This is a genomic window from Burkholderia anthina (genome assembly GCF_902498995.1).
Taxonomy (GTDB): Bacteria; Pseudomonadota; Gammaproteobacteria; order Burkholderiales; family Burkholderiaceae; genus Burkholderia; species Burkholderia anthina.
Genome location: NZ_CABVLY010000014.1, coordinates 12,567 through 38,549, shown reverse-complemented (window position 1 = coordinate 38,549; position 25,983 = coordinate 12,567). Strand labels below are relative to the sequence as shown.

Here is a 25,983-nt window from a genome sequence, read left to right as displayed (position 1 = left end):
CAAAATGCACTGACACACACTTTCATCGTGGCCAAGATCAACGAAGTCGCCGCCGCAGCCGGCGTCTCCATCGGAACCGTCTCCAAGTTCATCAACAAGACGAAGCGCTTCTCGCCCGACGTCGAGCGCCGCATCGCCGAGGCGATCGCGCAGCTCGGTTACGAGTCGAACCCGCTCGCGCGCTCGATGGCGACCGGCCAGACGGGCGCCGTCGGCGTCGTGATCCAGGACATTCTCAACCCGTACTTCACCGCGATGGTCAAGGGCGTGAACCGGATCGCGCAGCGCAACGATTTCGTGGTCCTGATCGTCGATGCCGACGAGAACCGCAAGGGCGAACGGCCGGCGTTGACCAAGCTGAGCCGGCGCGTCGACGGGCTGATCCTGAACACCAGCATGCCCGACGACGACCTGCGCTGGACCGCGAGCCTCGGCAAGCCGGTCGTCGCGGTCGGCTCCGCGCCGCGCGACGGCCTGCTCACGCTCTGCTCCGATTCGACCCGCGCGGGCGAACTGCTCGCGCAGCACCTGCTGATGGAAAAGTATCAGCGCTTCGCGTACATCAGCCTGCCGAACGCGCGCGCCGACAACGAACGGCGTGCTGGCGCGGCGCAAGTGCTCGCGCGTGCCGGGCTGCCATTGAAGACGTTCAGCGTGCCGCGCGCGACCGTCGCCGACGGCGAGCGCGTGTGCGCATCGGTGATGCTGTCCGCCGACCCGCCCGACGCGGTGATCTGCTACAACGACATGATCGCGGCCGGCTTCATCAAGGAAGCGGAACGGCTCGGCATCGCGATCCCGCGCGACGTCGCCGTATGCGGCTTCGACAACCTCGAGCTCGGCAAGCTCACCTCGCCCACGCTGACATCGATCGACACCGAAACCGAGCGCGCAGGCGAAGTCGCGATGACGACGCTGCTCGATGCGCTCGCGGGCAAATCGCCCGCGTCGCATACGATGCTCGATGCATGGCTCGTCGTCCGTGAATCGACAGCCCGGTCGCGGCGCACGTGATGGACGCGATGCGCGGCGTCCCGGGGTGCTACGACGCGACCGGAACGGCCGGCCCGCGGCCGACGGCCGGAATAGCCGGCCCGCCTGCCGAACGCGCACCTTACAGGCCGATCTGAACCGGGCCGAGATGTTTCGCGGCCGTCGCAACCGTTCCACTGACCGGCGCGGGCGGCAAACTCGCGACAGCAGCACTTCTCATGACGATCGCATGCGTCCCGCCGGGTTGCAGTATCAGGTTGGCGCCCTGCGTCGTGACGGGCAGGCGCTGTCCGGCCGAAGTTGCCGTGACGGCAGTGCCGGGCCACGGATTGCGCACGGTCAGCGCGGCATTCGAACCTGGCTCGATCACGACGGTCACCGGAATGCCATGGCGAACCTGCACGTTGACCCGCGTATTGCCGCGCACAAATACCGTCCCGTCATAGTCCCACCCGCCGGGCACGGCCGGCGCAATCCGGATGACGCCGTCGTAGTCCTGCACGAGCGACTCCGCCAGGGCCGCCGCGACCACGCCGGTCTGTTCGACATACGGCTCGCCCGAGCCGGCGAATTGCGCGAAGCCGCTCGGATACTTCTGATACGTTTCCGTTAGCGTGATCAGCGTCTGCCTGACTTCGTCGCCGAGCCCGAGCCGGGCCGCGTGGATCGGGTCGAAACTCCAGTCGTTCGTCGTCTTGTATGGACGACTGACGAATGTCCGCCGTGCCACGGCATACAGCGCCGACGTATCGCCGATCTGGTCGAACGGCCAGAGCGGCTCCAGACCGATGTTTTCGGAATTCCGGTTGGCCGCCGCCGGCAAGTACGAATCGGCGATCACATCCGTGCCGGCCGAATCGGCCGATGCGGGCAGCAGCGTCAGCGCCCCCGACGACTGCGTGCGCGGATAATCCGGCGTCAGCGGCAACGCCGCGTCGAGCTCGCTCACGAGCGTGCCGTCGATCGACTGACCGGCGCGTTTCAGCACCTGGCTCGCATTCAAGGTATCGGCGTAAAGCGTCCGGATCGCGGCGAGATCGGTGGTCGAATCCCGGACGTCCCATTGCGTCTCGTGCGCGTTGGTCGGAGCGGTATGGCGCAGCGTGTCCACGCCGACACGCTGATAGCCGAGCATGAAGCGGGCGGCCGCCACCATGAACGGATAGTGCCTGGCCAGGAAGCCCAAGTCGTCGGTCGCCAGGTACTGCGACCAGATGAAGTGCGACACCTCCGCCCCGGTCGACAGCGTGCGGGCGTTGTAGTTGGCCCCCGCACTCGCGCTGCAGTTCGACACCAGTACCCCGGCACTGTTGATCTGCTTTCCGTTTCCGTTGAACCGCATGGTCTCCGGCACGCAAGCGCTCGTTCCGTCTCCGCCGATATTGGCCTGGGTCCACGCCTTGATACTGGCCAGGTTGTCCCGATAAAGATTGAAGTACGGCGCATTGAGATCGGGCAGGCCGGCCGACAGGTTCGCCGCGACCTGCATGCGCAGATTCCAGTGCCAGTATCCGGCCGGGTCCCAGCGATGGGCATCGCCTGTCCAGGCAAACAAGTCGCCGACACCGGCCTGCGAGCCGGGATACGTATCCTTGTTCTCGGCCTGCGCCGAATAGAGATAGAAATTCCGCAGATTCTCCATGTATTCGCCGCTACCGTCCGACGAAGTCAGCTTGATCAACCCGGTCCGCGCCCAAAAGGCGTTCCACGATTGCGCATGCGCCGCCGGCGCGGTGTCCGAGACACTCGCGCTCGCCAGTGCCGGCACAGCCTGGCTGCCGTCGTAGTGCGGCGCGCCGACGACGATATGAAACGTTCCGTCCGCGTTCGGCGTGAAACCGACCGTCGCCGAGAGCGAGTCGGCCGCCGTCGAAACGGTGACGTTCCGGCCCACTGCGGTGATCGCGGCCAGCGCGCCGAAGGCGTGTCCGGAACTGCCGTCCGCGTCGCCCGCCTTGCCGTCGACCCACGCTTGCGACAATACGCCGATCGACTGTCCCGCGACGCTCGCCGTGGGTGTGCGCGGCGACCACAGACGCAGGGTGGCCGTCTGCGGCCTGGCCGGATCGGCACCCGTCACATCGATCACCAGCGCATCGGTGTCGGGTTGAATGTAGGCCGTGGCCGTCATGCCGCCGCCGCTTTCGCGGAATTCGCCGTTATACAGATCGAGAACGCCGCGGTAATCCGCGGCACGCGTGATCGTCGACAACCCTGGAACGACCAGTTGACCGGGCGAAAGCCGCTTCGGCAGCGTGTCGCTGCGATTGAGCTGGACGGTCAGGCCGTTTTCCGACCAGACAGCCGCGCCCAACCGGCCGTTGCCAAGCGGCATCGCCTGCGTGTTCGACAGATTGGGGCTGCCGAGCACGATATTCGAGCGGCCCACGACGTTGGGCCGGTCCACCTGAAATGCAGCCGCTTCCGGCACGCCGGCGCTTTGACTCATACCCGGCACGCTGTCCGCTTCGCCGCCGCACCCCGACACGATCAAGCCAAGCATTCCCGACATGACCAGAACATGGCCCGCTCGAACATATGACATTGCTACCCCCGTTTCAGGTGACGTCGATCGGCAGGATCGAGAGCGATCTGTCTGCCTGCCGCCCTTCCAGAATTCGATACCGGGCTTGCCGTGTTCACCCGGACGTCGTCGCGGCCTCGGCCCATTCCGCGGCGACGCAATGCGGCGCAAGCCCGGCCACGCCCGGCCGCGTCTCGAACAAACTGCCCGCGAGCGGCCCGCGCAACAACCCGTCCGCACTGACGTTGACCGATGCCGAGGTGACGAACAACGTCGCGCGATCGGCGCCGCCAAACGCGACACTCGTCGGCCGCTGCACCGGCATCTCGACGACCGCGTCCAGCGTGCCGTCCGGCGCATAGCGATGCAGCCGCCAGCCGTCCCAGATCGCCGACCACACGCCGCCTTCGGCATCGACCGCGAGCCCGTCGGGCACGCCGCGCGCATCGTCGAACGTCGCGAACGGCCGCGCGTTCGACAGTTGCGCCGCGTCGACATCGAAGTCGTACGCGAAGATCGTGCGGCGCCCGGAGTCCGTCACGTACATCGTCGTGCCGTCCGGACTCCAGCCCATCCCGTTCGCACATGCGAAGCCGGCCACCGCGACGCGCGACGCACGCGCGTGTTCGAAGCAATGCAGATCGCCGGGGCCGTCGCCGTCGTCGGCCATCGTGCCGACCCAGAAACGCCCGCGCGCATCCACCGCGCCGTCGTTGTAGCGCAGCGACGGCCGCGCGTGCCCGGCATCGGCCAGCCGTTCGAGCGCGCCGCATGCGGGGTCGAACAGGTGCAGGCCGCTTTTCAGCGCGACGAGCAGCCGCCCGTCGTCGACGCTCGCGACGCACCCGGCCAGCTCCGGCAGCAGCCAGAAGCCCGTCTGGCCCTGGCCGGGCGTGTAGCGGTAGAGCGCGGTGCGCTTGATGTCGATCCAGTAGAGCGACGCCGAGCGTTCGCACCACAGCGGGCCCTCACCCAGGATCGCGTTCGCGCCCTGTACCAGTTTTACTGTCGTCATCGAATGTCTTGTTTATGCGTGACTTCGGCCGCCCGCCGAACGGCGGGCGGAACCTGCGTGCCGGCCGGATTCAGAGTGCGCGACCCGCGTCGTCGAAAAAGTGCGCGTGCCGCATGTCGACGCGCACGCCGACCGGCTGCCCCGCTGCGACCGTGTACGCGTCGCGGTTCTGCCGGACCGACAGCGGCCGGTCGTGGCCCGCGAGCTCGACATAGACGATCGTCGCGTCGCCCAGATGCTCGGCATGCGTGACGCGCCCGTCGAGCCCCGTGCCGGGCGCGCCGACGACGAGGTTCTCGGGCCGGATGCCGAGCTGCAACGCGCCCGACGGCCATGCGCGCGGGTCGTCCGGCGTCGCGGCGAGCGAGCCGCCCGGCACGTCGAAACGGATCGCATCGGCGCCGCCGTGCGCATGGCACGGCAGGAAGTTCATCGACGGCGAGCCGAGGAACGACGCGACGAAATGATTGGCCGGCTGCTCGTACAGCGACAGCGGCGAACCGACCTGCTCGATGCGCCCGCCGTTGAACACCGCGATCCGGTCGCCGAGCGTCATCGCTTCCACCTGGTCGTGCGTCACGTAGATCATCGTGCTGCCGAGCTCGCGATGCAGCCGCGCGAGTTCGAGCCGCATCCCGCCGCGCAGCGCCGCATCGAGGTTCGACAGCGGTTCGTCGAACAGGAACACGCCCGGCTTGCGCACGATCGCGCGACCGATCGCCACGCGCTGCCGCTGGCCGCCCGACAGCGCCTTCGGCTTGCGCTCGAGCAGCGCGGACAGCCGCAGCGCTTCGGCCGCCTGCCCGACGCGCGTGCGTGTCTCGGCGGCGTCGACGCCGGCGAGCTTCAGGCCGAACGCCATGTTCTCGAACACCGTCATGTGCGGGTACAGCGCGTAGTTCTGGAACACCATCGCGAGCCCGCGCTTCGCGGCCGGCACGTCGTTGACGCGGCGGCCGTCGATCAGCAGGTCGCCCGACGTGATCTCCTCGAGCCCCGCCAGCATCCGCAGCATCGTCGACTTGCCGCAGCCCGACGGACCGACGAACACCATGAATTCGCCATCCTCGATGTCGAGGCTGACGTCCTTGATCACGTCCGCGCCGTCGTCGTAGCGCTTGCGGATCTGTTTGAGCGTCACACTTGCCATGATTGCGTTTCTCCTCGTCCGTTCGTGCCGGTCACCATTCGGCCACCGAACCATCCTCGCGGCGCCACACCGGATTGCGCCAGCGGTGCCCCGTCGCGGCGGCCGCTCTCACCTTCTCCTCGTCGATCTCGACGCCGAGCCCCGGCGCATCCGGACGCGCGACGTAGCCCGCGTCGAACGCGAACGGGATGCCGCGCGTGTACGCATACATCGCGTTGTCGTCGTGATAGGCCACATTGGTCGACTGCTCCTGGATGAACGCGTTCGGCGTGCAGAAATCGATCTGCAGCGACGCCGCGAGCGTGAGCGGGCCGAGCGGGCAATGCGGCGCGACCGCGACGTCGTACGCTTCGGCCATCGCCGCGATCTTGCGCAGTTCCCAGATGCCGCCCGTGTGGCTCACGTCGGGCTGCACGATGTCGACGACGCCTTCCTGCAGCAGTTCCTTGAACTGCCAGCGCGTGAAGAGCCGTTCGCCGGTCGCGAGCGGCACCGCGCAGTCGCGTGCGACCTCGCGCAGCGCATCGTTGTGTTCGGGCAGCAGCAGTTCTTCGTAGAACATCGGATCGAACGGCGCGAGCGCCTTCGCGAGCGCCTTCGCCACCGGGCGCCGCACGCGGCCGTGGAAGTCGATGCCGAGCCCGACCTCCTTGCCGATCGCGTCGCGCACCGTGCCGAAGCGGGCCACCGCGCGATCGATCGACGCGGGCGACTCGATCCAGTCGGTCGCGTTGACCACGCCCATCTTCAGTGCCGTATAGCCGGCTTCGACGAGCTGCCGCGCATTCGCGGCCATCTCGTCGGGCGTGTCGCCCTTCACGTGCGCATAGACGCGCGCCTTGTCGCGCACCGGGCCGCCGAGCAGGTCGTAGACGGGCACGCCGAGCGCGCGCGCCTTGATGTCCCACAGCGCCTGCTCGATACCCGAGATCGCGCTCGTGAGGATCGGGCCGCCGCGATAGAAGCCGCCGCGATACATGACCTGGAACAGGTCCTCGATGTGCCGCGGGTCACGGCCGATCAGGTAGTCGGCCAGTTCGTGCACGGCCGCGGCGGTCGTGGCCGCGCGCCCTTCGACGATCGGCTCGCCCCAGCCGGCCAGCCCCTCGTCGGTGCCGACCTTCACGAACTGCCAGCGCGGCGCGACCGCGAATGTTTCGATTTCGGTGATCTTCATGTGGATGAACGTGTGCGGTTGAACAGCAGCGCCGACATGCCGTTGTCGGCGACGAGATCCGCGCCGGCGATGCCGATCGCCGCGTCCGACAGCAGGAACGCGGCGATCCGGCCGATATCGGCCGGCTCGTTGATGCGCTGCGCGGGGTGCAGCGCGCGATACGCGTCGAGCAGCGCGGGATCGCGCTCGAGCGCCGCGCCGATCGGCGCGTTCAGCGTGAAGCCGGGGCTCAGCGTGTTCACGCGGATGCGCTGCGGCGCGAGGCTCGTCGCCATCGCGCGCGACATCGCGACGATGCCGCCCTTGGTCGCCGCATACATCTCGAAGCCCGGCACGCTCGCGCCCGCATGATTCGACGCGATGTTGACGATCGCGCCGCCGCCGGCGCGCGCGATGCGCGGCGCGGCGAGCTGCGCGCACTGGAACATCGATCGCAGGTTGGTGCGGTACAGGCGGTCGCAGTCGTCGAGCGAAAACGCGTCGAACGGGCCGTGCAGCGTGATGCCCGCGTTGTTCACGAGCCCGTCGAGCCGGCCGTGATGCGCGTCGACGCGCTCGAACAGCGCGGCAACGCTCGCGGGGTCGGCCACGTCGGTCGCGACGAACAGCGCGTCGCGGCCGCCGAGCCGTTCGCGCACCGCGTCGGCGCGCGCGGCGTTCTTCTCCGCGACGACGACTTGTGCGCCGCATTGCGCGAGCACATCGACGATGCCGAGGCCGATGCCGTCGCCGCCGCCCGTGACGACGACCACGCGGCCGTCGAGCGATTCGAATGGATTCATCATGGTTTTACCCCTTGACCGCGCCGGCCGTGATGCCCGCGACGATCCTGCGCTGGAGCAGGAAGAACAGGACGAGCAGCGGCAGCGTGCCCATCACGGCCGCCGGGAACAGCTTGGTCGGATCGATGTCGTTGGTGCCGATGAAGCGGAACACCGCGACCGTGATCGTGAACTTCGACGAGTCGGTCAGGAACAGCAGCGGATAGACGAGGTCGTTCCACACCGACAGCGTGACGAACATCGCGAGCGTGCCGGTGATCGGCCGCAACAGCGGCAGCACGATGTACCAGTACACCTGCAGCGGGCTGCAGCCGTCCATCACCGCGGCTTCCTCGAGTTCGAGCGGAATCCGCTTCAGGAAGCTCGTATAGAAGAACACGCCGAGCGGCAGGCTCTGCACGGTGTACGCGAGCACGACGCCGAGATACGTGTTGAGCAGGTGCAGGTCGCGGAACAGCACGTAGAGCGGCGTCAGGCTGACGAACATCGGGATCGTCAGGCCGAGCGTCAGCACGATGTAGACCGCGGTCGACAGCCGGCCCTTCACGCGAGCGAGCGGATACGCGGCGAGCGACGACAGCAGCGCGACGAGGAACGTGACCGCGAGCGTGATGCCGATCGTGTTCGCGACGCTGCGCCAGTAGTTCATCTGCGTGAACACGGCCGCGTAGTTGCCGAAGAACACGTGGTCGGGCAGGCCGAGCGGGCGCGCGATGATGTCGTCGCCGGTGCGCAGCGACATCAGCACCATGTAGATCGTCGGCAGCAGCACGATCGCGACGATCGCGATTGCAGCGACGAGCCGCGCGAACCCCGGCATGCGGCGCAGCAGCGCGGCCGCGCGCAGCCCGCCGCCCGACGTGCCGGCGGCCGGATGGTCCGCATGAAAGCGTTGACGGATGACGTTCACAGGTTGTCCTCCCGGCGGCGCAGGATCGTGTTCTGGGTGGTCGCGACCACCACGACGATCGCGAGCATGATCATCGACAGCGCGCTCGCGAAGCCGAACTTGTAGTCGTTGAACAGGCTGTGGAAGATCTGCAGCCCGAGCGTGGTCGTCGCGCCGTCCGGCCCGCCGTTGGTCAGCACGAGCGGCAGCTCGAAGGTCTTCAGCGTGCCGATCGTGCTCAGCGTGATGTTCACGGTGAACGCCGGCGCGAGCAGCGGCAGGTCGATCCGCGTGAAGCGCACCCATGCATTCGCGCCGTCGAGCTTCGCCGCGTCGTGCAGCTCCGACGGAATGTTCAGGTAGCCGGCCAGGAAGATCGCCGTCGAATAGCCGACGTACATCCACACGTGCACGGCCGTGACGGCCGGCAGCGTGACCGACGGATCGCCGAGCCAGACCTGCTGCAGCGCGTCCAGATGCACCAGGTGCAGCAGCTCGTTGATGCCGCCGCCGAGCGGCGAGTACAGGTACTCCCACACGAAGCCGGCGATCACCGCCGAGAACATGCTCGGCACCAGCAGCCCGACGCGCAACGCGCCGCGCAGCCGCGGCAGCGAGAACAGCAGCGCGGCGAACAGCAGCCCGAGCCCGTTCTGCACGATCACGACGATCGCCGCGTACGCGAACGTGACCGCGAGCGTATGCAGGCTCGCCGGATCGCGAAACGCCGCGACGTAGTTCGCGAGCCCGATCCAGTGCGCGTCGCCCACGCCGGAGAAATCCGTCAGGCTCATCCGCGCGGCCTTGAACAGCGGATACAGGCTCAGCAGCGCATAGAGCGCGAGCGCCGGAACGGCGCACCACAACAAGGTCCGGTTGCGCTTCATCACGCGCCTCCTTCGTCGAACCGCGCCGCGCGACGGGGCGCGGCACGGGAAATGTCAGCGGGCAGACGGTTCATCGCGCGGCGGCATCCCAGCGGGCGAGCAGCTTGGCCGGGTCCTGCCCGATGTCGAGGAAATACGCGGACATCGAATTCCAGATCGCCGTGAACAGCCCGCCGCTCCATACGCCCTTCGGATACAGCACGACGTGCCCGTTCTTCTGCACGGCCGCATACGGCTGCGCCTGCGGCGGCATCGCGTCGGCACCGCCTTCGAACGGGCTGAACCCGGCTTCCGCGTCGAGGAACTGGCGATCGTTGTCGGGGCGTGCCCAGAACGCGAGCCACTTCTTCGCGGCATCGGCCTGATGCGTCGCCGCATTGATCGCCCACGCGGTGCCGAGCATGTCGAGCGCGACGGGCCCGTTGCCGGACACGAGCGCCGGCAGCGGCGCGAACTGGAACGACAGCCCCTTCGTCGCGCTGAACTTCGCGATGTTCCACGCGCCCTGCGGCATCATCGCGACGCGCCCGGCCTGGAACTCGGTCAGCCCCGTGCTCCACGCGCTCACGCCGTCGTTCAGGCGCGGCACGAAGCATTTCGCGTCGGCCAGCACCTTCAGCGCCGCCACCGACTGCCTGAAAGCGGGATCGGCCGCGAAGCGCGCGCTGCCCGCGCCGACGAACGACTCGGCGCGCGCATCGGCATCGCCGCCGCCGGCCGACAGCCCCGACGCGATCACGAGCGCGGCCGGCGCCCAGCCTTCCTTCGCGGGCAGCAGCATCGGCGTGACGCCGGCCGCGGCCAGCTTCCCGCATGCGGCTTTCAACTGGTCGACGTCGGTCGGCACCGTCGCGACGCCCGCGCGCTTGAGCAGGTCGAGGTTCGCGAACAGGCCGATCCCGACCAGCTCCATCGGCAGCATGTAGGTCTTGCCGCCGATCTGCGTATGCGCGCGCACGCCGCGCCAGATCGTCGGCACCCATTTCTCGCCGCTCAGGTCGAGCAACTGGTGCGCGCCCTGCCACTGCCGCATCAGTTCGCGATCGACCATCAGCACGTCCGGCCCGTTGCCGCCCTGCAGCCGCGACGACACGACCGTCGTCGTGTCGTTGCGCGACATGTACTCGAACTTGATCCTGATGTCGGGGTTTTCCTTCTCGAACTTCGCGATCAACGCCGCCATGTTGGCGGGCTCGGCGCCGCCGCCCTTCCAGCCCGTCACGTCGAGCGTGACCGGCGCGGCGCAGACTTGCGCCGCCAGGACGGAAAGGACTGCGAAGGTTGCCGTTCGAAGCCTGTTGAACATCTGCTGTCTCCACGTTGTTGTCGAATCGTTGCGTGAGGCGAGCGGTCGACAGCCGCGATGCATCGCGCAAGAAGCTTGCGTTTCCCGCCCGGTCCTTCATTTGGGAAAGCGCTTTCCCTATTGTGTCGCACAAAGCCTCCGGCATGCAAGCGCCGGTGTGTCCGGATCGATTAGGAGATACCCGCAGACGCGCCGGCCGGACGGCTGCCAGCCGGAGGCGCCAGGCAGGCGGCGTGCGGCTGGGCGGCGTGCAATGGCGCGCCACGGCGCCATGATGTGCGTTCCCGACCGAGCGGTCGGCACGCCGAAGGCGCTATCATCGATGTTGCGACCTTCGTCCGGCCCTTTTTTGCCGGCTCACTTTCAACTCGCTCAACCGACATGACAACGACTACCGAACGCGTGGACGGCGCCGCCCAGCATCTCGTCGCCGCCCGCCATGCCGGCGTGCCCGGCCCGCTGCTGCCCGACGCCTTGCGCCCCGAGAACGTCGAGACCGCGCTCGCGATCCAGCATCGCGTCGCCGACCTGCTCGGCGAATCCGTCGGCGGATGGAAATGCGCGCTGCCGCCGCCCGACCGCGTGATCGTCGCGCCGATCTTCGCGTCGACGATCCGCGAAGCCGATGCCCCGTACCGCGTCGTCGGCGGCCCGATCGTGCGCATCGAGCCGGAAATCGCCTTCGTGCTCGATCGCGACCTGCCCGCGCGCACGCAGCCGTACGACGAGAGCGACGTGCGCGGCGCGATCCGCGAAGTGCGCATCGTGCTCGAGGTGCTGGGCTGCCGCTTTGCGGAGCCCGCGCGCGCGTCGAAGTTCGAACTGCTCGCCGACGGGCAATTCAACCAGGGGCTGTGCGTGGGCCCCGTCGTGCCCGACGGGCTGAACGTGCCGCTCGCGACGCTCGCGCTGTCGTTCGAGGGCGCGCTGAACCGCACGATCGACGGCCGCCATCCGGACGGCGATCCGCTCAAGCCGCTCGTGTGGCTCGTCAATTTCCTCGCGTCGCGCGGCGACGGCGCGCGGGCCGGCCAGATCGTGACGACCGGTTCGTATGCGGGCGCGATCGACGTGCCGCTCGGCGATGCGCTGACGGTGCGCTTCGGCGAACTCGGCAGCCTGTCGGTGACGCTGACGGCGTGACGCCGGGGGCTGTGCGGGTGTTCGCCACCCGCCGCGTCGATGTATCCGCCAACGCCGTCTCCACGACGCAGACGACGCCCCCCAATTCTTTTTCAAATCCGCAGACGCGGCGATACGCGTTGTCGTCCGCGTGCAGCGGCACATCGGCGGCGACTCGGCGCAAGACGACCGCCGGCCGAGGCCGGCCGCACGTTCATCGTCGCGTTCGCAGCCCGCACCCGGCGCAACGCGCTACGCCCGCGCCTCCACCGCCGCCAGTCTCGCCGGAAGCTGGCTCACGAGCGCATCGACCGCCGCCCGGACCTTCAGCGGCAGGTGCGACGCATAAGGCCACACTGCATGGATCGCATAGGTGACGCCCGGCTGATCCGGCAGCAGTTCCCGCAACGTGCCGTGGCGAATCCCGTCGCGCACCAGCCAGTACGGCAGCCATGCAATCCCGAGCCCGGCGACCGCGGCATCGAGCACCGCGCGCAAGTCGTCGGACAGCAGGCGGGCTTGCGGCTGCAGTTCCTCCGTCCTGCCGTCGACGACGACTTGCCAGCGATGCACGTGACCGTGACGCGTATAGGCGAGCGCCTTGTGCCGCACGAGCGCATCGACGGTCGCGGGTTCGCCGCTGCGCTCCAGATACGCCGGCGACGCGCAAAAAGCCATCCGGTGCTCGCCGAGCGCACGCGCGACGAGGCCACCGCTGTCGGGCAGCGTGCCGACCCGCACCGCCAGATCGACGCGCTCCTCGACGAGATCGATCGTCCGGTCGCTGAACGACAGGTCGAGATCGAGTTCGGGATGCTCCCGCGCGAGGTCGATCAGGATCGGCGCCACGCACAGATGACCGAACAGCGCCGGCATCGACACGCGCAGCCGCCCTTTCATCTGCCACTTGCCGCTTTCCAGCAGCGCCTCGCCCGCGTGGATCGCCTCCACCGCGCGCAGGCAGTGCTCGTAGAACAGCGCGCCCTCGTCCGTCAGGCTCTGGTTGCGCGTCGTGCGCTGGAACAGCACGACGCCCAGCCGCGCCTCGAGCCGCGCGATGCTCTTGCCGACCGCGGAACGCGTGATGTGCAGCGCGTCGGCGGCCTGCGCGAAGTTGTCCGCTTCCGCCGCCGCGACGAACACGGCGATCCCGTTCAGGTTGTTTCGCATGCGATTGGAGATAAAAACACTACATTGAGCGGAAATAGTATCGCTTTTTGAGACAAAAAGTGGGTGATAGGATCGGTTCCATTGATCATCGTCGAACGGAGCGATTCAGATGGCCCGCATTCTCGTACTGAAATCCAGCCTCAACGGCAGCCGGTCGCAGACCAACGCGCTGATCGACGCGTTCGTCGCGCAGCGCAAGGCCAACGGGCACCAGGACGACGTGGTCGTGCGCGATCTCGCCGGCCTCGACCTGCCGGTGCTCGACGGCGCGCTGTTCCACGCGCTGCGCGGCGCCCGCGCGGAAAGCGGGCGCGTGCAGCAGGCGGTGGCGTTGTCCGACCGGCTCGTCGCGGAATTGAAAGCCAGCGACCTGCTGCTGATCGGCGCGCCGATGTACAACCTCAACGTGCCGACACCGTTGAAGAACTGGTTCGACCTGGTTGCGCGCGCACACGTGACGTTCCGCTACACGGAGACTTACCCGGCGGGGCTCGTCGAAGGCGTCGACGCGATCGTGTTCAGCTCGCGCGGCGGCGTGCACGTCGGGCAGGCAACCGACGCGGTCACGCCGTATCTGCGCGCCGTGCTGGGCCTGATGGGTATTCGGCACGTGCAATTCGTCTATGCGGAAGGGCTCGACATGAAGCCGCACGGCTTCGACGCCGGGCTCGCGAACGCACGCAGGCAGATCGACGCGCTGCACGCGTGACAACGCATGCCCATGGCGGCCGCGCCGGCCGGCGCATGACGACGGGCGCGCCACGCCCGGCCCTGCATGCCGGCGCTGCGTGATACCGTTGCACATCGCAAGTCACGAACGCGCGCCCCGCGTTCACCGCCGCCATTCGCCATGCCGCCGACACCGTTGCCCGCCCTGCTGGATGAAGTCCTGTGCTCCGTCGATCGCCGTTTCCGGCTGCCGCCGCTCGTGCGCGCGGCGTCGCTGACCGACGCCGCGAATCCGGCCACCGTCATCGCGATCGTGATCGAGGAAGCGCGCCGCGTGCGGGCCGACGGCCGCACGCCCGGCCCGGAGCTGCAACATCGCTTCGTCGATGCGCTCGCGCGGATGATCGGCGACGCCATCGACGCACGATCCGGCGACCCCGCGTTTCAGGCCGCGGTGCTGCGGCACGGCGCGACAGCCGTGCGCGAGTACGCGTCGCTCGCCGCGCATGCGGAGCAGGACCGGCGCAGGCTGCGCTCGGCCGTCAACACGATCGCGCATCCGGCCCGGCTCGAGCGTCACGCACAGGCGTGGCAACGCGCGCCGCTCGCGCGGCTGCATGCGGCGGCGGCCGATGCGTCGTGGCACGATCTCGACGCCACGCTGCAACAGTTGCTCACGCAACCGGAAATGGCAACCGACACCGCGTTCGAACAGGACATCGTCAAGCTGAAGGACAACCCGGCGCTCGGCCGGCTGCAGCGTCTCGACGCACTGCTGCCGGATCCGGACGTCCGGCAATACCGCACGCTGTGGGAACGCCAGGGCCCGCTCGAAGGCAGCGCGCTCGCCGTCGCGCAGGGTGCGACGTCGCAACAGCGCGGCGCGGCCGTCGAAGCGCTGGCCGCGCAGGCGCTCGACGCGCTGGCGGCCCAGCTCGACGCGGACGATGCGAAACGCACGTATCGCGTGGTGACGTCGATGCGCGTGCCGTCGTCGATACCGGGCAAGCACGATCGCGCGAAGACCGAATGGGATGCGGTGCTGCTCGACCGCGCGCGCGGCGACGATCCGTCGGCCGCGTGGCATGTCCGGTTTCTCGTCGAGGCGAAAGCGTCGGCCGATGCGGCGACGACCGATTTGCCGCGTCTCACGCGCGGCCTGAGCCTGCTCGCGCAAGCCGATCCGGATACCGTCTACGCGTTCGACACGCGCGAAGGCGCGGTGCGGCTGCACGGCGCGTCGCTGCATGCGCTGACGATCGACGATGCGGCGCTGCAACGCGAGGTGCTGTACTGCTGCGATGCAGCGGCAGATCCGACGCCGCGCCTGCTGGGCGCCGCGAGCCGCATGCAGTTGCTGTCGGCGCCGGCGAGCCTCGAATATGCGAGCGCGCTGGCGCAGCGAGCGGATGCCGATCGGCACGGCCTCGGCGTCATCTGGCAAGCGCTGCTGGAGCAGCCGTCATGGCGCGCCGTGCTGCATCAGTACGAAGCGCTGCGTCAGGTGCGCGCGCTGATGGTGGGCGTCGACGATCTGATGGCCGCGATCGAGGGCGAACTCGGCAATCCGGGCGACAGCGCCGCGAACGAGGCGTGACACGCCGCGCAACATGCGAACCGGCTGAACGCGCATGCGCCGCGGTTCTCTTTCTGCATCACGCACGATTCACGCAAGCCCCGCGAAAACGAAACGGCCGGCGTTGCCGGCCAGCACGGCGCAGCCCGCCGAAGCGGGCATGCGCCGCGCGCGTTACGCCTGCACGAACGCCAGCAGGTCGGCGTTCAGCACGTCCGCATTGACGGTCAGCATCCCGTGCGAATAGCCCGGATACGTCTTCAGCGTGCCGTTCTTCAACAGCTTCACCGACTTCAGCGCCGAATCCGCGATCGGCACGATCTGGTCGTCCTCGCCGTGCAGCACGAGCGTCGGCACCGAGATCGCGCGCAGGTCTTCGGTCTGGTCCGTTTCCGAGAACGCCTTGATGCCTTCGTAGTGCGCCTTCGCGCTCCCCTCCATGCCCTGACGCCACCAGTTCCGGATCACGCCCTGGTGCACCGTCGCACCGGGCCGGTTGAAGCCGTAGAACGGGCCGGACGGCACGTCGAGGAAGAATTGCGCGCGATTGTCGGCGAGCGCCTTGCGGAAGCCGTCGAACACGTCGAGCGGCAGGCCTTCCGGGTTCGCGTCGGTCTTCAGCATCAGCGGCGGCACCGCGCTGACCAGCACGGCCTTCGCGACGCGGCCGGCTGGCTCGCCGTGGCGGGCCACATAGCGTGCGACTTCGCCGCCGCCGGTCGAGTGACCGATATGAACCGCGTTGCGCAGGTCGAGGGCTTCGACCACCGCGAACGCATCGGCGGCGTAGTGATCCATGTCGTGACCGTCGGATACCTGCGCCGAGCGGCCGTGGCCGCGACGGTCGTGCGCGATCACGCGATAGCCGTTCCGGACGAAGAACAGCATCTGCGCATCCCAGTCGTCGGCGGACAGCGGCCAGCCATGATGGAAGACGATCGGCTGCGCATCCTTCGGGCCCCAGTCCTTGTAGAAAATATCGACGTTGTCCTTCGTGGTGATGTACGGCATGGCTGCTGGCTCCTTTGGGATAGGTAGACATTGCGTACCGGCCGACCGCCCGGGCGGGGGTCGGTGTCGGGCTGCGGCGCGGCGGCACACCGCGCGAGTCGACGCAGCCCTCCTCGTTGTAGCGGAAAACCGCGACGGTGTCATGAAGCGGATGCGGTTCCGGCACGAGCGGCATGCCGGCGACGCGACGCGCCCCAATATCGCACCGGATGCCCTGTTCCGACCCGCTCGCGTCAGTCTCCAAACTCCACGTGGGCGACGTCACGTGCATCGAGCGCCGATAACGGACAGTCGCCATGCAATGCAACTAACCGTACAAGTACACGACGCCGCACGAAAATCGCGCCTCAACCGTCCGTGGAAACCGTCACCGCCTCCCATGCGCGAATTTCGTCTTCCAGTGCCGACAATTTGCCGCGCACCAGTCCAAGCGCATCGCTACCGAGCAGCAGATGCGCGGGCGGCCGTTCCGCGTCGATGATCGCGAGCATCGCGCGCGCCGCCTTCACGGGATCGCCGGGTTGCCGCCCGCTTTTCTCCTCGCGGGCACGGCGGATCGGATCGAAGATCGCATCGTAATCGGCGATCGCGCGCGGCGTTCGCGTCATCGAGCGGCCGGCCCAATCGGTGCGGAACGAGCCCGGCGCGACCGCGGTCACCGCAATGCCGAACGGTTCGAGCTCCTTGCCGAGCGCTTCGGAAATGCCTTCCAGCGCGAACTTGCTGCCGCAGTAATACGCGATGCCTGGCATCGTGATGTGGCCGCCCATCGACGTGATGTTCAGAATCCGGCCGCGGCGACGTTCGCGCATGAACGGCACGACCGCCTTCATCATCGCGACGGCGCCGAACACGTTCACGTCGAACTGACGGCGCAGCTCCGACAGCGGCGACTCCTCCATGATGCCTTCGTGCCCGTAGCCGGCGTTGTTCACCAGCACGTCGACGGGCCCGATGCTTGCCTCGATGTCCGCGACGACGCCGTCGATGCGCTCGAAATCGGTCACGTCGAGCACGCGCGCGAACGCCGCGTGCGCGGACAGCGCTTCGAACGCCGCCCGCGCCTCTTCGCTTCTCACGGTGCCGACCACCGTGTGACCCGCGGCCAGCGCCTGTTGCGCAAGCGAGCGGCCGAAGCCGCTGCTGACGCCGGTGATGAGGATGAGATTGCCGGATGCCATGTGAGCTTCTCCTGAATATCGATCGAAGCATGCATGTTAGTCTGACGCACTACGCCGAATAAGCCGGAATCCGCTAATCTTCTTGTATAAAACTATGAGCGCTGCCGCCCTCCCCGCCTCATCGTCGTCACTGTCCGTGCGCAGCCGCAAACGCCTGATTGCGCTGCTGAACGCACTGGCGCCCGACGAAGGCTACAACCTGACGGCGCTGCCGAGCGTGCGCATCCTGCGTTCGAACCGCGCGCTGTCGCGCACGCCGGTGCTGTACGACCCGGGGATCGTGATCGTCTGCCAGGGCAGCAAGCGCGGCTACTTCGGCGGCGAACGCTATCTGTACGACGCGGATCATTACCTGGCCGTATCGGTGCCCGTGCCGTTCAGCATGGAAACCGATGCGACGCCCGCGCGGCCGCTGCTTGCGCTGTATCTGCACCTCGATTTCACGATGGCGGCGGAGCTGGCCGCGCAGATCGACGGCGAAGGCGCCGCGGAACCCGTGCAGGCGCCCCGGAGCATGATGTCGACGCCGATGGACGAAGCGATGCAGACGAGCGTGCTGCGTTTCGTCGAGGCGATGCACCGGCCGCTCGAAGCGGCGGTGCTCGGCCCGGCGCTGCTGCGCGAGCTGTATTTCCGCGTGCTCACCGGCGCGCAGGGCAGCGCGATGAGAAGCGCGCTCGCGATGCGCGGGCAGTTCGGCCGGATCGGCCGGTCGCTGCGCGTGATCCACACCGGCTACGCGCGCTCGCTCGACGTGCCGCAGCTGGCCGCGGAAGCCGGGATGAGCGTGCCGAGCTTCCACAGTCACTTCAAGGCGATCACGCAGGTGTCGCCGATCCAGTATCTGAAATCGACGCGCCTGCATCAGGCGCGCCTGTTGATGGTGCGTCAGGATCTGACGGCGGAAGCCGCGTGCTATGCCGTCGGCTATACGAGCCCGTCGCAATTCAGCCGGGAATTCAAGCGGCTGTTCGGCCTCACGCCCGCGCAGGAGACGAAGCGCATGCGCGAACGCTTCGCGCTGCCGGAGGCGTTCGAGGATGCCGTTTATGTATCGTCGCATTGAGATCGGAAACGGCGCTTCGACAGACACATTCGTTGTGCCCGCATCGAAATCGCCGGCCCGATTCCGCAGGCGCGGCAGATCGCGGTCGCGCGACACCTGCTGCGCGTCTTCGAGGCACAATGACGGATCGCACGACGACGGTATCGCACCGAACGAGCGCCGTTGCGTCATGCCACACCGAGAGATTCGAATGACCACGTACGCGTTCCGCCTGCTCAATGTATTCGCCGAATCCACGTTCGGCGGCAATCCGTTATGCGTGTTCGAGGATGCGCGCGGCATGGACGACGCGACCATGCAGGCGCTGGCCGTGCAGTTCAACCTGTCGGAAACGACCTTCGTGCTGCCGTCGGATCGCGCGCATGCGCGCGTGCGCATCTTCACGCCCGGCTACGAGATGGCGTTCGCGGGCCATCCGACGCTCGGCACCGCGCACGTCGTGCGCGACACGCTCGCGGCAGGCAACGCGCTGTCGCTCGAATTCAAGGCCGGCGTGGTCGACGTCGATGCGAGCGGCGACGTGTGGACGTTCACCGCGCCGCACACGGGCATGCCGAAAACCGCGCCCTGCGCATTGCCCGATACCGACACCGCGGCCATGCTCGGATTGACGACGGACGATCTGCTCGCGCCGCCGCTCTGGGTCGACACCGGCGCGGACCAGCTGCTGGTCGCCGTCAAGACCCCCGCGGCCGTGCGCCGCGCACGGCCCGACAGCACGTACCTCGATCGCTGGCCGGCCAGCAGCCTCGGCCGCAAGACGGCCTATGTGTTCGCATTCGATCCGCATCGTCCCGGGAAAGTGGTCTCCCGCTATTTCTTTGCGAAACAGGGCGGCATTTCGGAAGACCCGGGCACCGGGTCGGCCTGTGCGAATCTGGGCGGCTGGCTGCTTGCCGCGCGTCATGCGCTGCCCGCCGCGTTCGAGATCGAACAGGGCGAAGCCGTCGGCCGGCCCTGCCTGCTTCGGTTGTCGGTCAGCGAGCGTGGCGCGATCGGCGTCGGCGGCCGTGTGGTGGCACTCGGACGCGGCGTGATCGACGTATAGCGGCCGCTGTCGTTCAACCCGTTGGACGTATGGAACCGCAGCCCCGGCTGCGTCGTGTACCGCTCGAGAAAACGTCCCGGCGCGGGATCGTAATGATGGAAACATCCGGCGCCGTCGATGCGACGCACGCGCACAGTCCGAACGTTGCGAACGCACGGATCGCGAGCACCGGGTGTCGCGGCGAGCGCCGGTTGTTCAAGAACGACTCCGAAGCTGTTCGCCGAGGCGCACACACGTTGCGTGCCCGCGCGGCGCACGACGCGTCGTCGAAAAACAAGCCCGGGAGATAGCGGAAAACGATGCGTCGAAGCGCGGCATGCGCGGCGCGTTTGCTATGCTGCGCGCATTATCCGCCCGAGCCGATCACCGACATGAACGACCTCGCCCCCGACCTCGCGCATACGTTGCGCGCCGCCTGCGACGCGTGCTTCGGCACGCCCGCCGTCTGGCCGCTCGTCGAGCGCGCGTATCGCGAGCCGCAGCGCTTCTATCACACGCTCGCACACCTCGCGGAACTGTTCGAACATCTCGCGCCGTATCGTGCCGAGCCGCTGTGGCCGGCGATCGCGCTGGCCGTCTGGGCGCACGACATCGTCTATGCGACGACACTGCCGGACTATGCGGAAAACGAAGCGCGCAGCGCGCAATGGCTCGTGCAGATCGTGCAAACGCACTGCGCTGAAGCGTGGCGGCATGCGCACGCATCGCACGTATCGATCGCGCACGAACTCGTGCTCGCGACGAAAGCGCACCGGCTGCCCGACGCGTTCGAAGCCGATCCCCACGTGCAGCGCGCCGGACGCATTTTTCTCGATGCCGATCTCGCGATCCTCGCGGCCGCGCCCGAGCGGCTGCGCGAATACGATCGCGCGATCGCCCGCGAATGGGCGCAGGACCCCGACGCGCCGTCGGCGGCATTCCGCACCGGGCGCAGGCAAGCGCTCGAACATCTGCGCGACCAGGATCCGCTGTTTCAGTCCGCGGAATTCGCGCCGCTCACGCCGGCCGCCCGACGCAATCTCGACACGCTGATCCGCGCCTACGCATGAGCGCGATACGCGCCGCCGCACCGCTTCGTCAGACCGCGCCGCGCATCTGCGCGACGGCCCGCGCGCGCACCGCGAACGTCAGGATCACCGCGCCGGCGAGCGCCGACGCGCCCGCGAGCACGAACGCGCTCGCATAGCCGCCGCCGTACTGGACGAGCCAGCCGGTCACGCTCGGCGACAGGATCCCCGCGAGATTCGCGAGCAGGTGCACGAAGCCGCCCGCCGAGCCGACGCGTTCGCGCGGCACGATCTCCTGCAGCAGCGACCAGCACGCCTGCGGCGCCATGAACGCGAACAGGCTCGCGATCGCGATCAGCGTGACGGCCGCGCCGAGCGAACTCACGCGCGATGCGAGCAGCACGCACGCCGCCGCGACGGCCAGCCCGACGACGATCACGACCTTGCGCGCGAACAGCACGTCGCCGGTGCGGCGATAGATGCGATCCGACACGGTGCCGCCGGCCACGAAGCCGACGGTCGCGCCGAGCCACGGCAGGATGCCGACGACGCTCATCTGCTTGATGTTCAGATGCTGATAGTCGGTCAGGTAGCTCGGCAGCCACGACAGGAAGAAATACAGCACGTAGTTGAAGCTGAAGAACGCGAGCGCGACGCCGAGCACCGGGCGCGACAGCAGGTCGCGCAGCAGCGGGCGGGCGGCACGATCGGGGGCGTGCGCGTCGGGCGCGACGTCGATCATCCGGTCCGACACGATCTCGCGCGCCTCTTCGGGCGACACGCGCGGATGGGTCGCCGGATCGTCGCGGAACAAGGTCCACCACGCGGCAAGCCACACGAAGCCGAGCGCGGCAATCACGACGAACGACACGCGCCAGCCGAACTGCAGCGCGACGAGCCCGACGCTCGGCGCCGCGATCGCCGCGCCGAGCGGCTGCCCCGCGTTGGTCCAGCCGACCGCGCGGCCGGCTTCGCGGCGCGGGAACCAGTTCGAGATCGCCTTGTTCGTCGTCGTCCCCATCGGCCCTTCGCCGATCCCGAACGCAACGCGCACGACGAGCAGGTGTGCGAACGAACCGGCCAGCGCGGTCGCGCCGCAGAACAGCGACCACACGCCGGCCGCGCAGGCGAACACGCGCCGCGGTCCGAACCGGTCCGCGGCCCAGCCGCCGACGAAACAGAACACGCAGTAGCCGATGAAGAAACTGCTGAACAGGATGCCCATCTGCGCGTCGTCGATGCCGAGTTCGCGCTTGATGATCGGCGCGACGACGGACAGCGCCGCGCGATCGAGATAGTTGAGCATGCCGGCGCCGAACAGCAGCGCGCCGATCCACCAGCGGTAATGCGTTTTTTTCATGTCGTCTCCTGTTGACCGGGGCAAGCGCGTCGATGCGTGCCCGGCTTCATGGTTTTCGGTTGCGGCGCCGACGCCGGCGGCCGCTTCATGCGCTTCATGCGCTTCGATCCGGTGCGATGCGCTTCATCGCTGTCGGCCGCGCGCCGCGCCGCGGGCCCGCGCTCACGCGAGCGTCGCGCGCGCGATCGTGTTGCGCGCCAGCACGGCAGCGTCCGGCGCGAACCCGAGCCCGGGCGTGTCGGGCAAACGCAGCCGCGCGCCGGGCCGCTGCGCGTCGTGCAGCCGCTCGGGCCAGTCGAGATACGGAATTTCCAGCGCGACATCGTCCGGCAGCGTCGCGACGACGTGCGCGGTCGCGAGCAGCCCCGCGCCGTAATAGAAGCAATGCGGCACGACGCGCACGTCGTGATGCGCGGCGAGCGCGATCACCTCGGCCATGCCGGTCGGCCCACCGATCTTCGCGATGCTCGGTTGCGCGACGTCGAGCGCGCCGTGTTCGAACAGGTCGCGAAAACCCGCGACGCCGGACGCGTTCTCGCCGGCCGCGACCGGCACGCCCGTGCCGCGCACGCGCGCGATTCCGTGCGTGTCGTCGCACGGCCAGACCGGCTCCTCGATCCAGCCGAGCCGCAGGTCGGCCAGCTCGCTCACGCGCCCGAGCGCCTCGTTCGCGGTCCACGGGCAGTTCACGTCGACCATCAGTTCGCCGCCGGCCGGCAACGCGTCGCGCGCGGCCGCGATCGCCGCGCGCTGCGTCTCGTGCAGCTTGATGCGCCGGAACCCTTCGTCCCACGCGCGTCGCACATGGCGGGCGACTTCGTCGGGCGCGTTGTCGTAGCTGACGAGACTCGCATAGACGTCGATCTCGTCGCGACGGCCGCCGAGCCAGCGATACAGCGGCAAGCCGGCCGCCTGTGCGGCGAGGTCGTGCAGCGCCGTGTCGATCGCGGACAGCGCATACAGCACCGGCCCCGTGCGCCCGAACGCATGCAGCGCGCGGTCGGCCGCGTCGCGCAAGGCGGCGATCCCCTGCCGCGTCGGCTCGAATTCGGCCCCCTTGAACCAGCGGCCGACCGGACCTTCGAGCGCCGCGTACGTCACGGGGTTGATCAGATGGCCGAACGCCTCGCCCCAGCCGACGCGGCCCGCGTCGTCGGTGAGCCTGACGAGCAGCGATTCCATCCGGCGCAGCGTGCGATCGGCGGCGTTGTAGGTATCGGCGGCAGCCTGTTCGGCGCCGGTGACGGGACGACGGCCCGCGTCGAACGCGAGCGACAGGCGGATGACTTCGATGGCGGCGATTTTCACGAACGGATTCCCGATGCGGCGGGTCGGCGGCACGTATGCGGCCGACTGCGAAAGGCGCGATATGACGGGCGAGCCGGTGCGTTGCGCGCGAGCGCGGCGCGGTGGGTCGCCCAAATGATCGGTCATCATATGACTTGGACCACGCAAATACAAGTGATCCGCTTGTAAAACCCTACATGGCAGCCGGGATTTGTTCGCCATATCTCATGCGACATCCTACAACATCATACGCGTCGCCTTCGTGACGGCGATCCCGCCTGCGCATCCTTCCCACATAGTGACCCGACTAACATTACAAGATTGCATTCTCACATTTATTGTGATTTTATTATCATTCGTTGCGGCTGCTGCCGATCGCGCACGCGGCCCACCCCATTCCAAGGAAGAGACGCAGATGGAGACAATCGCCGTCATCGGCAGCAACATGGTCGACCTCGTGACCTATGTCGCCCGCATGCCCGCCCGGGGCGAAACGCTCGAGGCGCCGAACTTCGAGCTCGGCTGCGGCGGCAAGGGCGCGAACCAGGCGGTCGCCGCCGCGCGCCTCGGCGCGCGCGTCGTGATGGTCACGAAGGTCGGCGACGACGTGTTCGCCGACAACACGATCCGCAACTTCGAGCGCGAAGGCATCGACACCACGCACGTGCGCAAGGTCGCCGGCGTGCCGAGCGGCGTCGCGCCGATCTTCGTCGAGCCCGATTCGGGCAACAGCATCCTGATCGTCAAGGGCGCGAACCGCCACCTGCGGCCGGCCGACATCGACGTGGCCGCGCCGGCGCTCGTCGAATGCGCGCTGATCGTTCTGCAGCTCGAAATCGAGCTCGACACCGTCTATCACGCGATCGAATTCGGTGCGAAGCACGGCATTCCGGTGCTGCTGAATCCCGCGCCCGCCGTCGCCGATCTCGATTTCGAGCGGATCCGCTCCGTCGAATTCTTCGTGCCGAACGAAACCGAACTCGCGATCGTGTCCGGAATGCCGGTCGATTCGCGCGAAAGCGCGACCCGCGCCGCCGAATCGCTGGTCGCGCGCGGGCTGAAGCACGTGCTCGTCACGCTCGGCAGCGAAGGCTCGCTGCTGGTGTCGCGCGACGGCGCGCGGCACGTGCCGGGCGTCCCGGTCGACGCACGCGACACGACGGGCGCCGGCGACGCGTACATCGGCTGCTTCGCGCGCTGCTATGCCGCGTCGCGCGACGCGGTCGACGCGATGCGCTATGCGTCGGCGTACGCCGCGCATTCGGTCACGGGCCTCGGCACGCAGAAGTCGTACGCCGACGCCGCGACGTTCGAACGCTTCCTCCGCGACGCCGGCCACTGAGCGCGGCGCCTACATCGACGAGACAACCGGGAAGGAGACACCCATGCGCCGAGCCAGAATCGAACACACACCCGACGGCTACTACCTGAACCGCACGCCCCTCTTCGCGTTCACGCTGCTCTGCTGCCTGTTCGCGCTGTGGGGCACCGCCGCGAACCTGAACGACGTGCTGATCGCGCAGTTCAAGAAATCGTTCTTCCTGTCCGATTTCGAATCGGCGTTCGTGCAGTCCGCGTTCTATCTCGGCTACTTCTTCCTCGCGATTCCCGCGGCGACCGTCGTGAAGAAGTTCAGCTACAAGACGACGATCCTCGTCGGCCTGCTGCTCTACACGACCGGTTGCCTGCTGTTCTTCCCGGCCGCGTCGATGGCGAAATACGGGATGTTCCTCGTCGCGCTGTTCGTGATCGCCGCGGGGCTGTCGTTCCTCGAAACGGCATCGAACTCGTATTCGACGCTGATGGGCCCGCGCGACACCAGCACGCGCCGCCTGAACATCTCGCAGACGTTCTACCCGTTCGGCGCGATGGCGGGCGTGTACATGGGCAGCTTCCTGATCTTCAAGGAAGGCGACGCATCGCACGCGCAGCTCGCGGCGATGTCGGCGGCCGAGGCGCACCTGCACCAGCTCGCGATGATCCAGGCGACGCTCGAACCGTACAAATGGCTGATCGTCGTGCTCGCGGCCGTGTTCGTCGTGTTCGCGCTGACGCCGTATCCGGCCTGCAAGGGCAACGGTGCGGGCGCAACCATGCACCGGATCGACGCGCGCGGCACGCTCGCGCGGCTGTTCGGCAACCGCCGCTTCGGCGCGGGCATCGTCGCGCAGTTCCTGTACGTGGGTGCGCAGGTCGGCGTGTGGAGCTTCACGATCCGGCTCGCGATGCAGATCGGCGGGCTCAACGAGCGCGGCGCATCGCACTATCTGCTCGCGACGTTCTTCGCGTTCTTCGTCGGCAAGCTGATCGCGACGCTCGTGATGAAGCGCGTCGGCCCGGCGAAGGTGCTGATCGTCTACGGCGTGCTGTGCATCGCGCTGCTCGCGTACACGATCGGCGTGCACAACATCACGGCCGTCTATGCGGCGGTGTGCGTGAGCGTGTTCCTCGGCCCGTGCTGGCCGACGATCTACGGCCTCACGATCGACGGCCTCGGCAAGGACACCGAATACGGCGGCTCGATCCTCGTGATGAGCATCGTCGGCGGCGCGGTCGTGCCGCTGATCCAGGGACTGATCTCCGATCACACGGGCGGCAACATGCAGCTCGCGTTCGTCGTGCCGCTCGCATGCTTCGTCGTGATCGTCTACTACGGCGTCTACTGCCTGCGCCACCTGCCTGCCGCGACGCCCGACACGGCAGGCGAAGAAGGCAGCGCCTCCGCGCGCTACGTCGACACGCGCAACACGTCGGGAGCCTGAC

At 68.1% G+C, this 25,983-nt stretch carries 22 protein-coding genes; 9 read left to right on the top strand and 13 right to left on the bottom strand.

Translation table 11 applies throughout. From position 1 onward, the window contains the following. The first annotated feature begins 27 nt into the window (after positions 1 to 27). Positions 28 to 1,014, top strand: coding sequence for a LacI family DNA-binding transcriptional regulator (locus BME24068_RS18565; protein WP_240327449.1), 987 nt, complete (start codon positions 28 to 30; stop codon positions 1,012 to 1,014). A 100-nt stretch (positions 1,015 to 1,114) separates the two neighbouring features. Here BME24068_RS18565 and BME24068_RS18560 read toward each other — a convergent pair whose 3' ends face one another. From BME24068_RS18560 to BME24068_RS18525, 8 genes are all read right to left on the bottom strand, one after another. Continuing rightward, positions 1,115 to 3,496 carry a glycosyl hydrolase family 95 catalytic domain-containing protein gene (locus BME24068_RS18560; RefSeq protein ID WP_174926956.1) on the bottom strand — a complete coding sequence of 794 codons (2,382 nt, stop codon included), beginning with the start codon at positions 3,494 to 3,496 and terminating at the stop codon, positions 1,115 to 1,117. A 136-nt stretch (positions 3,497 to 3,632) separates the two neighbouring features. Next, on the bottom strand, positions 3,633 to 4,532 hold the full coding sequence (locus BME24068_RS18555) for an SMP-30/gluconolactonase/LRE family protein (protein ID WP_174926955.1): 900 nt from the start codon (positions 4,530 to 4,532) through the stop codon (positions 3,633 to 3,635). A 70-nt stretch (positions 4,533 to 4,602) separates the two neighbouring features. Further along, on the bottom strand, positions 4,603 to 5,682 hold the full coding sequence (locus BME24068_RS18550; protein WP_096508545.1) for an ABC transporter ATP-binding protein: 1,080 nt from the start codon (positions 5,680 to 5,682) through the stop codon (positions 4,603 to 4,605). 31 nt (positions 5,683 to 5,713) lie between these two features. Next, positions 5,714 to 6,859 (bottom strand): galactonate dehydratase, encoded by a 1,146-nt coding sequence (gene dgoD / locus BME24068_RS18545; protein ID WP_174926954.1) that lies wholly within the window; start codon positions 6,857 to 6,859, stop codon positions 5,714 to 5,716. Beyond that, complete coding sequence (locus BME24068_RS18540; protein WP_096508547.1) at positions 6,856 to 7,644, bottom strand: SDR family NAD(P)-dependent oxidoreductase; 789 nt, start codon at positions 7,642 to 7,644, stop codon at positions 6,856 to 6,858. Before BME24068_RS18540 ends, dgoD begins: the two co-directional genes overlap by 4 nt. Positions 7,645 to 7,648: 4 nt before the next feature. After that, positions 7,649 to 8,551 carry a carbohydrate ABC transporter permease gene (locus BME24068_RS18535; RefSeq protein ID WP_096508548.1) on the bottom strand — a complete coding sequence of 301 codons (903 nt, stop codon included), beginning with the start codon at positions 8,549 to 8,551 and terminating at the stop codon, positions 7,649 to 7,651. Beyond that, positions 8,548 to 9,417 (bottom strand): carbohydrate ABC transporter permease, encoded by an 870-nt coding sequence (locus BME24068_RS18530; protein WP_096508549.1) that lies wholly within the window; start codon positions 9,415 to 9,417, stop codon positions 8,548 to 8,550. Before BME24068_RS18530 ends, BME24068_RS18535 begins: the two co-directional genes overlap by 4 nt. Before the next feature lie 70 nt (positions 9,418 to 9,487). Further along, positions 9,488 to 10,723: an ABC transporter substrate-binding protein gene (locus tag BME24068_RS18525; protein WP_174926953.1), complete on the bottom strand. Its 1,236-nt coding sequence runs from the start codon at positions 10,721 to 10,723 to the stop codon at positions 9,488 to 9,490. 381 nt (positions 10,724 to 11,104) lie between these two features. On the opposite strand from BME24068_RS18525, the gene BME24068_RS18520 reads away from it, so the two are divergent. Then, entirely contained in the window at positions 11,105 to 11,866 is a 762-nt protein-coding gene (locus BME24068_RS18520) for a 2-keto-4-pentenoate hydratase (RefSeq protein WP_174926952.1), read from the top strand. 231 nt (positions 11,867 to 12,097) lie between these two features. Here BME24068_RS18520 and BME24068_RS18515 read toward each other — a convergent pair whose 3' ends face one another. Then, a complete protein-coding gene (locus BME24068_RS18515) occupies positions 12,098 to 13,015 on the bottom strand; it encodes a LysR family transcriptional regulator (protein WP_174926951.1) in 918 nt (305 codons plus the stop codon). 109 nt (positions 13,016 to 13,124) lie between these two features. Between BME24068_RS18515 and BME24068_RS18510 the strand changes: the two genes are divergently transcribed. Then, positions 13,125 to 13,724, top strand: a complete 600-nt coding sequence (locus tag BME24068_RS18510) for an NAD(P)H-dependent oxidoreductase (protein ID WP_174926950.1) — start codon at positions 13,125 to 13,127, stop codon at positions 13,722 to 13,724. 141 nt (positions 13,725 to 13,865) lie between these two features. After that, entirely contained in the window at positions 13,866 to 15,281 is a 1,416-nt protein-coding gene (locus BME24068_RS18505) for a 3-deoxy-D-arabino-heptulosonate 7-phosphate synthase (protein ID WP_174926949.1), read from the top strand. 153 nt (positions 15,282 to 15,434) lie between these two features. Here BME24068_RS18505 and BME24068_RS18500 read toward each other — a convergent pair whose 3' ends face one another. Both BME24068_RS18500 and BME24068_RS18495 read right to left on the bottom strand, forming a co-directional pair. Then, the gene (locus BME24068_RS18500) at positions 15,435 to 16,271 is read right to left on the bottom strand and encodes an alpha/beta fold hydrolase (RefSeq protein ID WP_174926948.1); all 837 of its coding nucleotides are present in this window, start codon (positions 16,269 to 16,271) and stop codon (positions 15,435 to 15,437) included. A gap of 347 nt (positions 16,272 to 16,618) precedes the next feature. Next, positions 16,619 to 17,452: an oxidoreductase gene (locus BME24068_RS18495; RefSeq protein ID WP_174926947.1), complete on the bottom strand. Its 834-nt coding sequence runs from the start codon at positions 17,450 to 17,452 to the stop codon at positions 16,619 to 16,621. Between the two features lie 94 nt (positions 17,453 to 17,546). Here BME24068_RS18495 and BME24068_RS18490 point away from each other — a divergent pair, with 94 nt between their 5' ends. From BME24068_RS18490 to BME24068_RS18480, 3 genes are all read left to right on the top strand, one after another. After that, positions 17,547 to 18,518: an AraC family transcriptional regulator gene (locus BME24068_RS18490; RefSeq protein WP_174926946.1), complete on the top strand. Its 972-nt coding sequence runs from the start codon at positions 17,547 to 17,549 to the stop codon at positions 18,516 to 18,518. 190 nt (positions 18,519 to 18,708) lie between these two features. Further along, positions 18,709 to 19,566, top strand: coding sequence for a PhzF family phenazine biosynthesis protein (locus BME24068_RS18485; RefSeq protein WP_174926945.1), 858 nt, complete (start codon positions 18,709 to 18,711; stop codon positions 19,564 to 19,566). Between the two features lie 371 nt (positions 19,567 to 19,937). Continuing rightward, entirely contained in the window at positions 19,938 to 20,615 is a 678-nt protein-coding gene (locus BME24068_RS18480; protein WP_174926944.1) for a hypothetical protein, read from the top strand. 28 nt (positions 20,616 to 20,643) lie between these two features. Here the strand turns inward: BME24068_RS18480 and BME24068_RS18475 are convergent, their stop codons facing one another. Together BME24068_RS18475 and BME24068_RS18470 are read right to left on the bottom strand one after the other, a co-directional pair. After that, complete coding sequence (locus tag BME24068_RS18475; RefSeq protein WP_174926943.1) at positions 20,644 to 21,933, bottom strand: MFS transporter; 1,290 nt, start codon at positions 21,931 to 21,933, stop codon at positions 20,644 to 20,646. Positions 21,934 to 22,095: 162 nt separating this feature from the next. Continuing rightward, positions 22,096 to 23,241 (bottom strand): mandelate racemase/muconate lactonizing enzyme family protein, encoded by a 1,146-nt coding sequence (locus BME24068_RS18470; RefSeq protein WP_096508570.1) that lies wholly within the window; start codon positions 23,239 to 23,241, stop codon positions 22,096 to 22,098. 394 nt (positions 23,242 to 23,635) lie between these two features. Here BME24068_RS18470 and rbsK point away from each other — a divergent pair, with 394 nt between their 5' ends. Continuing rightward, positions 23,636 to 24,562 carry a ribokinase gene (gene rbsK, locus BME24068_RS18465; protein WP_174926942.1) on the top strand — a complete coding sequence of 309 codons (927 nt, stop codon included), beginning with the start codon at positions 23,636 to 23,638 and terminating at the stop codon, positions 24,560 to 24,562. A 43-nt stretch (positions 24,563 to 24,605) separates the two neighbouring features. Continuing rightward, the gene (fucP, locus tag BME24068_RS18460) at positions 24,606 to 25,982 is read left to right on the top strand and encodes an L-fucose:H+ symporter permease (protein WP_174926941.1); all 1,377 of its coding nucleotides are present in this window, start codon (positions 24,606 to 24,608) and stop codon (positions 25,980 to 25,982) included. Position 25,983: the final 1 nt, after the last annotated feature.